Here is a 16073-nt window from a genome sequence, read left to right on the forward strand (position 1 = left end):
ATGTTTTTATTTTTTCTGATAAAAAGTTAAACGCGTTCGTTTTTAATGTATTCGCCCATGATGTTAAAATTCACCGAGTGCTTCAATACTTTACGGATTGCAGCGTCATAATCCGATTGTTTCTTCCATTCTACATCTACGTAGAAGTCGTACTCATTGCGTTTGCCTACTACTGGCATAGATTGGATCTTGCTCAGATTTACATTTTGCTCGGCGAAGCATTGCAATATGATCGCTAGCGAGCCTACTGCATTGCCCGTTTGGAATGATAGGGAAGCTTTATTTGCATTCTTCTGTTCAACTACATCGTTAGAAAGAATTAGGAAACGGGTTGCATTTTTTTTATTTGTTTCGATACGGCGCTCGATAATATCAAGTCCGTAAATCTTTGCGGCGGCCTCACCAGCAATAGCTGCGGTATTGGTCAGCTTGTCTGAGACGATAGCTTGTGCGCAGGCTGCTGTATCCATTCCTTCTTTAACTATCCACTCAGGATGTTCGCTCAAAAATTCGTCGCACTGGCGAATAGCGATCGGATGAGATTCTACAAATTTGATATCTTCCAGTTTTGTGCCCGGCAATGCGAGCAAATGCTGCTGAATATGTAAGTGCACTTCGCCTAAGATGTGAAAGCGATAATCGCGCAATAGATTGTAATTCGGGAGAATACTTCCAGCAATAGAATTCTCGATCGCCATTACCACGAAATCTGCTTTGCCCTGCTTCAGTAATTCGCAGGTTCTTTTGAAGGATTCGCATTCCAAGGTTTCGATGTCGTTGCCAAAGTATTTGTAGGCGGCTTCCTCATGAAAAGAGCCTTTCACGCCCTGTATTGCAATCTTTAATTTCTCTGGTTCCATGTAGATGTAATTCAAAAAAAAAGGCCCCGTTTTGCTGCGGGACCTCTGTTTACTTTTTATAGTATGTACACAATAGTATCCCTGTTATTATTCGTGATAATAAAAGAAGCTAAAATACGGTTGTGTATAAAATCTGTTCATTCGTCTCGTTCTGTTTTCAAAAGTAGTTCAAAAATTGATAATTGCAAAATTATTTGACTTTTTTGTTTGAAAGTGTTGTAATATCAATGATAAATTGTGCTGTTTTTTTGCTTTAAAAATCGCTTAAAATAGGTCTTTTTTTGACGGAATTTAGTCATTGAATTTACGTGATTACTTATCTTAAGATTTGTTTAAATTAGTTTAAGGTGTTTTTTTATGTTTTTTTTGTATGATTTTTTAATGTAATAATTAGCCTTATTTTTTGTTAAAAAAATGATGGTTAAAAATGCGTTTTTTAAGCGTCTAAATATTCTTTTTTACTGTGATATATTTTTGTTGTTTTGACCAGAAATATGGTTGTTCAGAGTTTGGAATTTGTTTTTTAGCTTTGCGAAATCATGCATTTTGTATTATTTAGCGTTCTATGTTCTGTTTCGGTTGCCGTCTTACTAAAGTACGCACGTCAGAATGGCTTGGATATTTGGCAAATGATCGTTTGGAATTATCCAGCAGCGGTATGTCTTACCTATTTCATTTTTCAACCTAGCTTTTCCGGTATCCAGCTATCGTCTCTTCCTTGGGCTATCTACGTAGCTGTCGCGATATTGTTGCCTACATTGTTTATGATTTTATCACAATCTTTACGTCATGCAGGTTTGATACGTACCGAGGTGGCACAGCGGCTATCGCTCGTGATATCCATTCTTGCTGCGGCTTGGTTGTTTCACGAAGAGTTTAGTTTTATTCGTTTAGCAGGAATTGTCGTCGGATTCTTGGCTGTAATTGCATTAATAGGTTGGAGAAAGGGGCAGCAGTCGCGTGGTCAATCACATTATCTATTATTTCCACTGCTTGTATTTGTGGGTTATGGAGCTATTGATATCTTATTTAAGATGGTGGCGCTAGAGCGCAGCGTGCCTTACACTACCTCTATGTTTTTCATATTTTGTGGCGCTATGCTGTTTGCTTTTTGTAAGCTCACTTATGATCGCGCTATGCATAACCGTAGGATATCGAAAAGCGCACTTTTCTTTGGGTTAATCTTGGGTGTGCTCAATTTTGGTAATATCTTATTTTATATGAAAGCACATCAAACTCTTGCCGATAGCCCATCTGTTGTGTTTACCGGGATGAATATTGGCGTGATCGCATTGGGTGCAATAGTAGGCGTGTGGCTATTTAATGAAAAGCTTTCGAAGATGAATATGATAGGGATTGCTCTAGCCATCGTTTCGGTACTGATGATTTCTTATTTGTAATACTAAGCGAAAATCAATTCCCGTCAAGATAACATGATAATACTGAATATGATGACGGGAAAAGATTCGATAGTGTGGCTTCGTTTAATGATTGAAACCTTATTCAAAATAGCGTTCTACAACCTTTCCGCCAAACTATTCCGTTGAACTCTCAATGGTACAAGCCTAGGTGTGGAGCCTCCCTGAACAAATTGCTCATCTGACGATAGTCTGAAGTCCTTGCCAATGAAGTAATTTGCTGCGTCTTTGTCATTCTTGCCATTGTATAGCATCCATGCTACGGATATGCCGGCATATTCGTTTTTACCTAATGGTTCTGTAGGACTCAAATGTGTTGCAGTTGTTGCGGTAGCAGTCCAAGCTGGCACAGATCTAATAAAGTTTCCTTGCAATTGTGGCCATCCCCAAGCAGGTACGACAAGATCTAGTAAACCAGTCAGTAAAAAAGTAGGGGCTTTAGCGGTGGAGCCCAAAGCTAATGGGCCTGGCTGGATTGGAAGTGAGGCAATGATGCGTATATGAGGATCGATTAAGTTCAGCGCTGTCTGACTCAAGCTCGATGTTAATAATGTAGCTCCTCCGCCAGCAGAGTGTCCTGCTATTATCATTTTTGACAAATCTACTTTGTTGTATAAATCTGAAGACGGATCATTGTTCAAATTCGACACTTCTTTAGCTCCAAAAATGTGCATTGTAGGCACCGTGTTTATGAAGTTTCCAGAGTTTACTACTATAAAGCCGTAGCTAGCCCATAAACTTGCTAGTGTGGTGTAATGTCCTTGATCTGATAGGATACCACCTACAAAATTTATGACAGGTAGCTTGTCAAGTGATTTAATATTTGCAGGGTAAAAAACTTCTGTGGAAAACTGGCTGTCGAATCCATAAGGAAATGATGAGCTACAACGTATGCCGGGATCTAATATCCTTATGGTGCCCAGTACTTTAGTGGCTACTCCGACTAATTGTAAACAATCACCTCTAACGGCATTAGTAGATACTGTGTACGGCCCCATTTTTCCATATTCATTATTTGCGTCGCCAGTGGCATTGAATAATAACGATGCGTTAGCATCATCTTCAGTAATCTGAACCGGTGGTAGATCGCCTTTTTTCGAGCACGAAAAAAGAATCAATGTCATTAATAAGATGCTTAAGATTCTCATAATAGTGATTTTAATTAAATGATAAAAAACTCATTATACGTGTTAATTGAAATCAATCTTATGATATTTTTTTTATTTTTTATTATTATTTTTAAGTTAATTCGTTTAATTATATCTCATTCGTGAATTTCTGTTTTATACATATTCTGATTGTAACAAAGTATTTTGTTGTGGTTAAGCCATATCGTGTTTTCTATTGATTTTTGATATAGCTTTTTTAAACACAATGTACCATCCACTTTAATGCCCAACTTATTCATAGTTGACATTAAAGGGGATGGTACATTATTCGATACAAAAAAGATTAAACGCCTACTAGCTTACTATTCAAATGGTATAGATGTGGCTGTTGTTTCTGTTGTTGCTGGTGTAGGTAACAAATTTGCTGGGTTATTTCGCTGAACTCTTATAGGATGAGTAGGAGTTGGAATAATGGACGTGCTTGCTTGAATGAATGCTGGGTCTTGCGTTGCTCTATATGGTGTGCCTACGAAATATCTTGCTGCGTCACGATTGTTTTGTCCTAAGAAACGTATAAATGCCACTGTAATGCCAGCGTAGTCGTTGCGTGCAAGTTCTACAGTTGGAGTAAGATGTGTCGAATTCCTTGTGCAGATATACCATGCTGGACTTCGGGAAATAAGATTGTATTGTGTTAAAAGCCCTTGCAGGTATGGGATAACTGTTAGATCATTTTGGCCAGTTAAGATTAGTGTAGGCGCATCAACGGTCAGGCCTGTAGCATTAAAGCTAGCTTGCATCGGGAAAGAGCCGGCTATGTTAATATTTGGATCAACAGCTCTTAAAAACGGTCTCACGAGCGAAGATGAGATTAATAAGGCTCCACCTCCTCCGGCAGAATGACCTGATACCAAGATTTTGGATAAATCAGCTTTGTTGTATAGCGGGGAGCTAGGATCGTTATTTTCGGCAACAAGTTGCTGTATCCCAGTAAAGTGTAGCGTTGGGCTAAAATTTATAAAATTATTGCTATTCACTACAATGAATCCATAGCTCGTCCAAAGATTGATCAATGCATCATAGTTGGCTGCATTAGAAAGGAGGCCGCCTACGAAGCTAATTACTGGTACATTTTCAAGCGATTGAATATCGGAAGGATAAAATATTTCCGTGATTCTCCTGTCGGCGTAGCGTATGGAAATGCATTATTACATTGTACACCAGGATCTACAATGCCAAGGTAGCCTAAAAAGTTTTGTATTGCACCCAGGCCGCTGCACATATTCCTTTCCACATTGATCGTCGATACACGATGAGGACCTGGTCTATTGTACTCATTATTTGCTATACCAAAGGCAGGATCATTTTTAAAAATACCAGAAAGAATGGCGTTGCTAAGTGACTGATTTGCTCGAGTATCGTTCACAAGATTTTGAAATATTACTCTTAATCCAGGAGGGATCTGAGCTTGGGGAGATTCACTGGTCTCCACTTTCAGAATTTCTTCATTCTTCGAACAAGAAAAAAGAAGTAGGAATGCGAATAAAACACATAATTTTTTCATGGTGGTAAGTTTTGCTATAAAGGTTTACATTCTGTTGATTGTTATAATGATAATCAATTTTATTAAAATAAATAAAATAATAAATTAAAAATATAACTAAAGCAATCAAAACCATCTGAAACATGTATTTTTACATATTTAAAATTCTCAATTGTAATAATTATTTTCTTAAAAAGCTGTTATTTTTTACTGAAGTTATAATAAGGTGTGTAAGATGGAGGTGATATTTTATCGTTATGATGAATAATATTTTTAAAGATATAGGCTTTAGGGTATGTTATTGTTCGTTGGCATTGGTCTTTCTGACTTTGCTGAAAGCATGATTTATCAAATAAGCATAAATCTTTAATGCTACAGATAATGATGGTGCAAGTCACCTGTGTTAGAAAAGAATCTATTAATATCAGATAAGGTTCAATGTGTCGTAAATCTTTATCTGATGTTTTTTATTATGGATGTCCTCGCGTGATGTGGTCTGGAGCAGAAATTTCTTTGTAATAAAAACCTTCTTCCAAGTCAACGTATTTTTTTGTCTTTGGAAGAAGGTTTGTTCATTACTAATACTTCGTGGATTTTTAAAGTCTGCTTGCTAGCGCATTCCGTTGGACAGCAATATTTTGTCTTTTTGTTAATAGTATAGCTTTCTGAGCTAAGCTTTTGTCTTGTACAAATTGGCTATCTTTAGTAAGTTCATATTTCGAACCTACAAAATACTTCGCAGCCGCAGCATCATTTTTAGCCTTGTAAAGTATAAACGCAACGCTAATGCCAGCAAACTCATTTCTTTTCAGTTCTAGGATCGGACTTCCGTGATCCGCTTTACTGGCGCAGGCATACCAAGCTGGCGCATTAGTAATTCGATAAAACTGATTGGTAAGTGGAAAGCTGTATGGCGGCACTGCGATGTCAAGAGATCCAGTCAGTATTAATGTGGGTACATTGACGCCAACTCCACTTGCCGCGAAGCTAGCTTCTAAAGGGAATGAACCTATTAATTTCAGGTCGGCATGAATTTCACTAAGTGCGCCGTCGGGTAATTTCGATATCTCCATGGCGCCCGATCCACCGGCCGAATGTCCGGAAAGTAATGTTCTGGAAAAATCTACCTTGTTATAGAGCGGAGATGCAGGGTCGTTGTTTAAGCGTACAATTTCATGAAGGCCATGCAAATGTACCGACGGTGAGAAGTTCCCAAAATTATTGCTATTTACCACAACGAATCCATAGCTAACCCACAATTTGACTAATGCATCGTAATTACCGTGATTGGATAATAATCCTCCTACAAAGCTGATTACTGGAAGTTTTTCCAACGAGCTAATATTCGTAGGATAGGATACCTCGGTCAATAATCGCTGTTCAAATCCATAGGGAAATGACGAACTGCATCGTATTTCCGGATTTATAAGTTTGAATTTACCAAGAATACGTTGTGCTATCCCTAGTAGTTGGCGGCAATCTCCTTGTACGGCATTTGTAGACACTTTGTACGGTCCTGCTTTCCCGTACTTCTTGTTAGCTGAACCTGTTGCGTTAAAAAGGAGAGTCGCAGCATCTGCCTCATCTTGAGATTCAACCCGTAAAATCTCGTCGTTCTTTGAACAGGAAAAGAGAAATACTGTAAGCAATAAAAGACATAATTTTTTCATAATAATTTAGTTTAGATTAAAAATTTACATAATTAAGAATTTTATATTAAACAATTGTACGCAGCTATTTTTATATATTTTTTATTTTTTTCGTAAAAAGAATATTTTTTTACAAAAAACGCTTTAGCAAGTCAGTTATTATCGTGTTTGCGTGAATAATTATTTTTCGTTGTAACAGAGTAGTTTAATAGTTAATCTTTATCTATGCAGTAAATGCTAAGGGTGCAATTATTTTGACGATAGTTTTAGCGGTACGAAAAGCAGGAAGAACTGATTTTTTCGGTGTGGTCTTTGAATATTAAACCATGATTCTTAGTTGTAATGATGATATTTGTAGCTAGCGACCATGCATACCTGCAGTTAGGCTGCGTGTGCTAGTCCACAATCCTTTTGTTGTATTAAAGAAAAATATATTGAGTTTATTTGAAGATTCATATCGAACGATAAGTAGTGCTGGTGAAGGTGTTTTCAGTGATAGGGGTAGTAAATTTATTGCGTCTGCGTACCCATTTGAAGATGAATCCCAGTTGAAAGAACTGATCGCTGCGCTGAAGCTTTTGCACCCCAAAGCGCGGCATTATTGTTACGGATATCGGCTCACACCAGATCGATCCGTATTTCGCATTAACGATGATGGTGAGCCATCTGGCACCGCTGGAAGACCGATTTTAAATGTGTTACTATCATTGGATTTAACCAATATCCTCGTAGTGGTTGTGCGTTATTTTGGTGGTACGTTACTCGGTGTGCCTGGTCTTATCAATGCGTATAAAAATGCTGCGCAAATCGCATTAGAATCGGTGCCAATTATCGAGAAAACAATTAATGATGTTTACGAAGTGAGATTTCCGTACTTGCAAATGAATGACATTATGCGTATCATTAAGGAAGAGAATATTAGCCTACTACAACAAGAATTCGACAATGACTGCCTCGTGCGTATTTCGATCCGCAAAATACAAGTCAATGCCATTGTTGGCCGATTGGAGAAGGTTGAGCAGACTAGCCTACGTTATCTAAAGACGATATGATTTATGATTCTGAGTTAATACTGAACCAAGATGGCAGCGTTTACCATCTTAATCTTCTCCCAGAAGATATTGCTGATACCATTATTTTTGTAGGCGATCAGGAACGCGTTCCCTTGGTTTCGAAGTATTTTGATGAGATTGAAATTAAAAAAGGTAAGCGTGAGTTTATCACTCATACGGGGTACTTGAGGGGCAAACGCATATCGGTCGTATCAACTGGTATTGGTACCGATAATATCGATATCGTCATTAACGAGATCGACGCATTGTTCAATGTTGATTTACAAACCAAGATGCTGAAGCCAGAAATCAAGTATGTTGATATAATTCGAATTGGTACGAGCGGTTCGGTGCGTAGCGATATTCCAGTGGATCAGATTATTGTTAGTGAGTTTGCGGTTGGGTTCGATTCATTAATGCAGTTTTATAAGAAGCAGTATACCGAGGAGGAAGTGGAAATTCAGAAAATAATGGCTCAAGCATTCGCAGATATGGGGATGAAACCCTATGTAGGCAAAGCCCATACAGCTCTTATAGAAAAATATGCTTACGATCTTTATAAAGGAGTGACGGTGACAGCTCCAGGATTTTATGGCCCTCAAGGTCGAAAGGTGCGTACCCAAACGACAGTTCCTCAGTTTATCGAGCTTGCTGCCAGTCTGGATTTGGTAGGTCGGCACATTACAAATCTGGAAATGGAAACCGCGGGAATCTATGCCTTATCTAATATGTTTGGGCATCGAGCTATCTCTATCAATGCAATATTGGCAAGTCGCGTAAATACGACATTTAGTACGCAGCCACAAGATGTTATTGAACGGGCAATACGATTGGTATTAGATCGTTTTTAACCATTTTAAGTGACTGTTGTCTGCATGGCAGAAGTACTTAAGCTTCGTCAATGCGATCAAAAAATGTTGGTTTGCGCAATTCTAATGCGATTGCTTTCGAGACAGAGCTTCTGAATAGTCTTTCGAAGAAAGATTTTCGTGTTTTGGTGACAAGGATGATGTCAGGATTTCCCTTCTCAATTAAGCTGTTCACCACTTCGGGCACTGTATCCAGATTGACGTCATTCTTAGCAATAGGCGCACAATCAATATCCACTTGTTTGATGATGTCCATTTCCCTGATGTTGAAAGCCCAAGATTCCAGGTGCTCTTGCATCGCATCAACGTCACTTTCTTCCCGATATACATGCGTCAGCGAAAGCTTTTTAGGTTCGCCGATAATCGCAATAAAGGCGCGCAGGGTTTCCAGTTCTTCAGTTTTGAATTTGGTAAGTAAGCTAATGTGTTGAAAAGAAAAGGACGTATAGCCTTCGGGTACGGCTACGACCGGAATTGGTGATTGCGCTGTAATGGCGACTGTTGTGCTACCGTAATAGATCGATTTTCGCGCTGATGCTCCAGTAGCGCCCATTACAATCAATACATAACGCTGCTCAGCGGCTTCTTGCGGCAATTTTTCATCAATTAATCCCCTTTCGCATACAGCCGTAATGACAATTTCTGGATAAGCGTTTGCCAGCTCTGTTTTCAACTCCTGCATCATCACATCTGCCTTCAGTATGTGGCTATCCTCCGGTAGTTCATCTTGATTTGATTCATCAGTAAAATTTGCTGTATTACTGGTGTAAAAGTGCAGCAAATGAACATCATATCCCTTGAGTTTAGCAAGTTGGCAAGCGTAGTGTATGGCGTTACGTGAGTTGGGTGAAAAATCTGTCGGCGCCAGAATTGTATTTCGCATAGTATAGCTTATAGTCGTGTCTTTGTTTTTTAAATATAGGGAATATATTTGATTTGTTGTTCGAAACCTGCCCTTTGAGCATCATTTCCTCGGCAAATTTAAGTAAATTTGCGATTCAAATTTTTAGGCACATTTTTAATGACTAGTAGAGAAATTCGCGAAGCATTCTTGCACTTTTTTAATCAAAAAGGACACCAAATTGTACCATCGGCACCTGTCGTCGTCAAAAATGATCCCACACTGATGTTTACCAATGCAGGTATGAATCAGTTCAAGGAATTGTTTTTAGGAGAGCGCGTGGCCAGCTATTCTCGTGCGACTGATAGTCAGCGCTGCTTGCGCGTTTCGGGCAAGCACAATGACTTGGAAGAAGTGGGGATTGATACTTACCATCATACCTTATTCGAAATGCTGGGCAACTGGTCTTTTGGCGATTATTTCAAGAAAGAAGCAATTGCTTGGGCTTGGGAATTATTGACTGAAGTGTATAAACTGGATGTAGACCGTCTTTATGTCACCATTTTTGAAGGTGACGAAGGCGACGGCCTAGCCAAGGATATGGAAGCATACGATTTTTGGAAAGCATTCATCGCGGAAGATCGCATTCTCTTAGGAAATAAGAAGGACAATTTCTGGGAAATGGGCGATACTGGTCCATGTGGTCCATGTTCAGAGATTCATTATGATATGCGTCCCGATGCTGAGCGTGCAGCGGTTTCAGGTGCTGATCTTGTCAATCAGGATGATCCGCAAGTGATCGAAATATGGAATCTTGTATTCATGCAATATAATCGTTTGAAATCTGGCGCATTGGAATCATTACCGGCACAACACGTAGATACCGGTATGGGATTTGAGCGTTTGGTACGCGCGATTCAAGGAAAAGTATCTAACTATGATACCGACGTATTTCAACCTTTAATCTCATTTACTTCTCAACGATCTGGAATTCCGTACGGGCAAAATGAGCAAACAGATATTGCCATGCGCGTATTGGCCGATCACGTACGTGCCGTCAGTTTTACCATTGCAGATGGGCAATTGCCATCTAATAATAAAGCTGGGTACGTTATCCGTCGTATTTTGCGTCGTGCCGTACGGTATGCGTATACATTTCTAGGTTTCAAAGAGCCATTTTTGAACGAATTAGTGCCGATATTATCGCAACAGTTCAAAGGTGTTTTCGCTGTGCTTAGTGATCAGGTAGATTTTGTACAAAAAGTAGTGCTCGAAGAGGAGTTGTCTTTCTTACGAACGCTGACTACAGGGATACAACGGTTTGAGAGTTATGATGATACTGCCAAGCAAATCGATGGTGAATTTGCGTTTGAGCTATTTGATACCTACGGTTTTCCAATCGATCTGACCGAACTGTTAGCTCGCGAGAAAAACCTGACGGTAGATATGGCAGGTTTTCAAGCGGCGCTAAACAAACAGAAAGAACGGTCGAGGGCGGCAACCATATTGGATTTATCGGATTGGACCGTATTGCAAGACGATGTACAAACCGAATTCGTGGGTTATGATACATTATCTGCACAAGCTCAGATCGTGAAATATCGTAAAGTAACAGCCAAAGGCAAAGATCAATACCAATTAATTTTGGACGTGACGCCTTTCTATCCCGAAGGTGGCGGCCAAGTGGGCGACGTGGGTACTTTGGTCAACACCGTTACACAGGAAAAAATAAATATTGTATCGACCAAAAAGGAAAATGCGCTAATCGTACACTTTGTCGACCAACTTCCTGCTTCATTAGAAGGAGATTTTGTTGCAACGGTAGATGCTGAAAAGCGCACTGATTCTGAAGCTAATCACTCTGCAACGCATTTATTGCACGCTGCGCTACGCGAAGTATTGGGCACGCATGTGCAGCAAAAAGGTTCGTTGGTATCGCCAGATGTACTCCGGTTCGATATAATGCATTTCTCGAAAGTGACAGACGAAGAAATAAAACAAGTTGAAGATATTGTCAATGCCAAAATACGTGCAAACATCGCGCTGAAAGAAGAGCGCAATACGCCATATCAAGAAGCTATTGCATCTGGCGTGACAGCCTTATTCGGAGAGAAATATGGCGATTACGTACGTGTGATCACTTTTGATGATGATTTCTCAAAAGAATTGTGTGGCGGTACGCATGTGTCGGCTACAGGCAAAATCGGCTTCTTCAAGATTGTGAGTGAATCTGCTGTAGCAGCTGGTGTACGCCGTATCGAAGCGGTAACGGGCCGTCGATCAGCTGGCTTGATTCGTGAGCAGTTTGAGATGGTAAGTAGCATGAAAGAATTGCTGCATAACCCAAAAGACTTTGTGCAATCCTTGGAGAAGATCCTCGACGAGAATAGCGCACTGAAGAAAGAAGTACAACAAGCAATTACCGATCGCTCTCTAGCGCTAAAAACCACGCTATTAGATCAAGTAACTCCGATCGGCGATGTACAATATTTGGCAGCTCGAGTAGCTATTCCTCATGCTGAAGCCGTCAAAGGATTAGCATACGCACTTCGTGATGCTGTGCCCAATCTGTTTTTAGTTTTAGCAACCGTGATCGACGATAAACCATTCTTGCTAGTCATGATTGCTGATGAGCTGGCGAAGGCTAAAGGATGGAATGCTGGTGCTATTATTCGCGAATTGGCCAAAGAAGTGCAAGGTGGTGGTGGCGGTCAGCCGTTTTTCGCCACAGCAGGTGGTAAAGATGTAAGTGGAATTGATCGCGCATTGGAGCGTGCTCGTGAATTTGTAATCTAATATGAAATTACTCAAAATCTGGTATCAGTTAGGTATCGTAGCGTTGTCCTTGGCAGGGTTGCAGGGCTGCGATTCTAAGGAGAATATTACCATATCGGGTACAATAAATAACCCAGGAAACATTAAAGTCGTATCCTTCTTTGAAGGAGAGCGTAAGTTGGATTCCGTGTTTATTGCCGATGGCAATCGTTTTCGATTTGAGCGAGGAAGCACACAACCTCGCTTACTGACCGTCGTTGTTGGCAAAAATCGGTATCCGATAATTCTGGAACCCGGCCAGCCGGTGAAGTTTGACACCGACCTGCAACAGCCAGAGCAGTATCAGTTATCGGGCTCTGAGCTATCTGAAATACTGAAATCATTCGCCCCAGCAAAAAATAGGATAGAATTTGTACAGGATTCTTTACAAAAAGTGTTTACAGCGGCCACCGTGGACAAATCTTCCGAACAAATTCAAAATTTGCGCAGTGAGATGCTACAACGTTTTGAGCCGCACATGAAGCGTTATATACAGCAAGCTGTTGCATTTGCGAATGAGCAACCCAATCTCGCTGGATTCTACGCCATGAGCACTTTAGAACCCGAAATCGCAGAGGTAGAACTGATTGCCTATGGCGATCAAATCAAAGATCAGTTCACCGACAATAGATATGTCACTGAATTCAAAGCCGAAGTTGATAAATTGCGCGCACTGGCCATCGGCCAGCCCGCACCCTATTTTGAGGCTTACACGACGCAAAATAAACTGGTAAAGCTGACCGATTTCAAAGGTAAGTACACCTTGGTAGATTTTTGGGCTTCGTGGTGTTTGCCATGTCGCGAAGAGAATCCGAACATCGTAAAACAATACGCGGCATTCAAAGATCACGGTTTTGAAGTGCTTGGCGTATCTTTGGATGATAATCCTGGATCGTGGATGCGAGCGATGAAGGATGATGGATTGACGTGGACGAATATTTCAGATCTCAAAGCATGGAGCTCACCTTTGATTATCGATTACCGTATTCGCGCCATTCCAACATCTTACCTGTTAGATCCCTCAGGCAATATTATCGCTAAAAACCTCCGAGGCAAAGCACTTGAAGATTTTCTTAAGAAAACCTTAAATTAATATTGACCGGATGTTATTATATCTTGCTCGGGTTAACAATATCATAACATTTGTGTAACTTTATCTTACCATTAACTACATACTTTAGTAGAAAAAATGAGTATGAGCAATTCCAAACCAAAAATTTTGGTTGTAGATGATGAGCAAGATATTGTAGACATCATATCTTACAATCTGAGCAGAGAAGGCTTTCAGGTATCTACCGCCAATAATGGCAAGGAAGCCATTCGTGTGGCTAAAGAAATCAATCCAGATTTAATTATTTTGGATGTGATGATGCCAGAAATGGACGGAATTGAGGCCTGTAGGCTGATGCGATCAATGCCTGAGTTCAAAAACACCTTTGTCATATTTCTGACAGCCCGCAGTGAAGAATATTCAGAGATTGCAGGCTTCCACGTTGGCGCAGATGATTACATTGCCAAGCCGATCAAACCTCGTGCATTGATTAGCCGTATCAACGCTATACTACGCCGTAATGCCAATGATGCTAGCGATGAGCAGAGTGATAAATTAGAAATTATGGATCTCGTGATTGATAGAGATTCTTTTCTGGTGTTTAGAGGTGATGAAAAGTTTGTATTGGCAAAGAAGGAGTTTGAGCTGTTGTATCTTTTAGCTTCCAAACCCAATAAGGTTTTCACTCGCGAACAGATTTTGAAAGCGATTTGGGAAGATTCGGTAGTTGTGACAAATCGTACCATCGATGTTCATATTCGTAAGTTGAGAGAGAAAATTGGTGAATTGTATGTCACCACCGTGAAGGGAGTGGGGTATAAATTTGAGTTAAACTAATACGGTTTAGTAAGGTATAGTAATTCCATGCGGCGCCTGCTTTTTTCAAGAAGCAGGCGCCGCACTTTTTTTGGCTGTCCAAAAAAGGAGCACTGCGCTTACAGATTTTCTACGATAATTGATATATTCGAACGGATTTTAATAGTCCTAGGAATAAAATAATAAATTTTACAAGCTTATATATGTGCGGAATAGTTGGTTATACAGGTGGCAAGCAAGCCTATCCCATTCTGATTGATGGTTTAAAAAAATTAGAATATCGCGGTTACGATAGTGCGGGCGTAGCATTGTTGCAAGATAAAGGTGTCACCGTATTTAAGAAAGAAGGCAAAGTAGCAAAACTTGAAGCTCATGTAGGCGTTAGCGACGTAGCAGCACATACCGGTATCGGACATACCCGTTGGGCTACACACGGCGAGCCTTGTGATCGTAATGCGCATCCACATTTGTCGCGATCAGGTCGTATCGCCATGATTCACAATGGTATTATAGAGAATTATGCGCAACTCAAAACGGAGTTGCTAAAAGAAGGTTACGTTTTTCATAGCGATACCGACTCGGAAGTATTATTGAATTTCATCGAAGATATTCAAATCAAAAATGAGTGCTCGCTGGAAGAAGCTATTCGCATCGCATTGAAGCGAGTTACAGGTGCCTACGTGATCTTATTGATTGATCAGGCTTATCCTGATACCATTATTGCTGCGCGCAAAGGCAGTCCATTGGTGATTGGCATTGGACAGAACGAGCATTTCTTAGGTTCTGATGCTTCGCCGATGTTGGCTTATACTAAAGAGGTAGTATATATCAATGACTACGAGTTAGCCATTGTGAAACCAGATGAACTCATTCTAAAAAATTTAGGTAACGAAATCATCACACCGTATGTCCAAAAATTGGATATGGAGTTAGCTGCTATCGAAAAGAATGGGTACGATCACTTCATGCTTAAAGAGATTTTTGAACAACCTCAAACGATTTTTGATTCGCTTCGCGGACGCATGGACGCGCACAAGAATCAAATAACTCTGAGCGGTATTGATGCGATCGCTGATAAGATTATGGCGGCGCGCCGAATCATCATTGTAGCTTGCGGTACGAGTTGGCATTCGGCGCTGGTAGCCGAATATGTGATCGAAGAATTGTGTCGTATCAACGTAGAAGTGGAATACGCTTCCGAATTCCGATACCGGAATCCAATAATATCTAGTGAAGATGTGATTATAGCGATCTCGCAAAGTGGCGAAACCGCAGATACCTTGGTGGCGCTAGAAAATGCCAAAGAACAAGGGGCAACAATTTACGGATTGGTGAATGTAGTCGGATCATCGATCGCACGTATATCTAATGCAGGCTCGTACACACACGCTGGTCCAGAGATTGGCGTAGCCAGCACCAAAGCGTATACCGCACAATTGGCCGTGTTGCAATTGATTGCCTTGAAAATTGCGAAATTAAAAGGTACGATCGACGATCAAAAATTCACCTATTTCATCCAACAATTGGATGCGGTGCCAGAGAAAGTGCAATGGATACTGGACAACCAGGTAGAAGAGATCCAGCGCATCGCGAAGAAATACAGCGATGCTAATGACGTGCTGTACTTAGGTCGTGGATACAACTTCCCAACCGCGCTAGAAGGCGCTTTGAAGCTGAAAGAAATCTCTTACATTCACGCTGAAGGCTATCCGGCAGCAGAGATGAAACATGGACCTATCGCCTTGGTGGACGAAACACTGCCCGTCATTTTTGTCGCTACAAAAGATAGTTATCACGAAAAAATCGTAAGTAACATACAGGAAATTAAAGCCCGAAAAGGAAAAATTATTGCGATAGTCAGTGAGGGAGATAATAGAGTAGAAGAATTGGCAGACGATATTATGGTGGTGCCTAGCTGCGATGAAATTATTGCGCCATTATTGGCAGCTATTCCGTTGCAGTTATTGGCCTATTATATTGGAGTAGAGCGCGGATTGGATGTGGATCAGCCGCGTAACTTAGCCAAATCCGTGACTGTCGAATAAGCGCTT

The 16073-nt window shown here is 40.5% G+C and carries 13 protein-coding genes; 7 read left to right on the forward strand and 6 right to left on the reverse strand.

Annotated features, from left to right (window positions below; translation table 11 throughout):
- Nucleotides 1-26: 26 nt before the first annotated feature.
- Nucleotides 27-860: a prephenate dehydratase gene (locus tag A0125_RS05490; protein WP_066753352.1), complete on the reverse strand. Its 834-nt coding sequence runs from the start codon at nucleotides 858-860 to the stop codon at nucleotides 27-29.
- 539 nt (nucleotides 861-1399) lie between these two features.
- Between A0125_RS05490 and A0125_RS05495 the strand changes: the two genes are divergently transcribed.
- A complete protein-coding gene (locus A0125_RS05495; RefSeq protein ID WP_066753355.1) occupies nucleotides 1400-2260 on the forward strand; it encodes a DMT family transporter in 861 nt (286 codons plus the stop codon).
- A gap of 116 nt (nucleotides 2261-2376) precedes the next feature.
- Here A0125_RS05495 and A0125_RS05500 read toward each other — a convergent pair whose 3' ends face one another.
- The 4 genes from A0125_RS05500 to A0125_RS05520 form a co-directional block, all read right to left on the reverse strand.
- A complete protein-coding gene (locus A0125_RS05500) occupies nucleotides 2377-3426 on the reverse strand; it encodes a poly(ethylene terephthalate) hydrolase family protein (protein ID WP_066753358.1) in 1050 nt (349 codons plus the stop codon).
- 323 nt (nucleotides 3427-3749) lie between these two features.
- Nucleotides 3750-4589 (reverse strand): poly(ethylene terephthalate) hydrolase family protein, encoded by an 840-nt coding sequence (locus A0125_RS05505; RefSeq protein WP_156472429.1) that lies wholly within the window; start codon nucleotides 4587-4589, stop codon nucleotides 3750-3752.
- Nucleotides 4508-4951, reverse strand: coding sequence for a hypothetical protein (locus A0125_RS05510; protein WP_156472430.1), 444 nt, complete (start codon nucleotides 4949-4951; stop codon nucleotides 4508-4510). The genes A0125_RS05505 and A0125_RS05510 overlap by 82 nt, the downstream gene beginning before the upstream one ends.
- Before the next feature lie 575 nt (nucleotides 4952-5526).
- A complete protein-coding gene (locus A0125_RS05520; protein WP_066753371.1) occupies nucleotides 5527-6600 on the reverse strand; it encodes a poly(ethylene terephthalate) hydrolase family protein in 1074 nt (357 codons plus the stop codon).
- A 413-nt stretch (nucleotides 6601-7013) separates the two neighbouring features.
- Between A0125_RS05520 and A0125_RS05525 the strand changes: the two genes are divergently transcribed.
- Both A0125_RS05525 and A0125_RS05530 read left to right on the forward strand, forming a co-directional pair.
- On the forward strand, nucleotides 7014-7631 hold the full coding sequence (locus tag A0125_RS05525; RefSeq protein WP_066753374.1) for an IMPACT family protein: 618 nt from the start codon (nucleotides 7014-7016) through the stop codon (nucleotides 7629-7631).
- Nucleotides 7628-8482, forward strand: coding sequence for a nucleoside phosphorylase (locus tag A0125_RS05530; RefSeq protein ID WP_066753377.1), 855 nt, complete (start codon nucleotides 7628-7630; stop codon nucleotides 8480-8482). Before A0125_RS05525 ends, A0125_RS05530 begins: the two co-directional genes overlap by 4 nt.
- Nucleotides 8483-8519: 37 nt before the next feature.
- Here A0125_RS05530 and A0125_RS05535 read toward each other — a convergent pair whose 3' ends face one another.
- Nucleotides 8520-9383, reverse strand: a complete 864-nt coding sequence (locus A0125_RS05535) for a universal stress protein (protein WP_066753381.1) — start codon at nucleotides 9381-9383, stop codon at nucleotides 8520-8522.
- Between the two features lie 138 nt (nucleotides 9384-9521).
- Between A0125_RS05535 and alaS the strand changes: the two genes are divergently transcribed.
- The 4 genes from alaS to glmS all read left to right on the forward strand — a co-directional run bounded on the left by alaS (nucleotide 9522) and on the right by glmS (nucleotide 16067).
- Entirely contained in the window at nucleotides 9522-12137 is a 2616-nt protein-coding gene (gene alaS / locus A0125_RS05540; protein WP_066753384.1) for an alanine--tRNA ligase, read from the forward strand.
- Nucleotide 12138: 1 nt separating this feature from the next.
- Nucleotides 12139-13248, forward strand: coding sequence for a TlpA family protein disulfide reductase (locus tag A0125_RS05545; protein ID WP_066753387.1), 1110 nt, complete (start codon nucleotides 12139-12141; stop codon nucleotides 13246-13248).
- Between the two features lie 102 nt (nucleotides 13249-13350).
- Complete coding sequence (locus tag A0125_RS05550) at nucleotides 13351-14043, forward strand: response regulator transcription factor (protein ID WP_066754241.1); 693 nt, start codon at nucleotides 13351-13353, stop codon at nucleotides 14041-14043.
- A gap of 182 nt (nucleotides 14044-14225) precedes the next feature.
- A complete protein-coding gene (gene glmS, locus A0125_RS05555) occupies nucleotides 14226-16067 on the forward strand; it encodes a glutamine--fructose-6-phosphate transaminase (isomerizing) (protein WP_066753389.1) in 1842 nt (613 codons plus the stop codon).
- Nucleotides 16068-16073: the final 6 nt, after the last annotated feature.

Source organism: Sphingobacterium populi (genome assembly GCF_001586775.1).
GTDB classification, from domain to species: Bacteria; Bacteroidota; Bacteroidia; order Sphingobacteriales; family Sphingobacteriaceae; genus Sphingobacterium; species Sphingobacterium populi.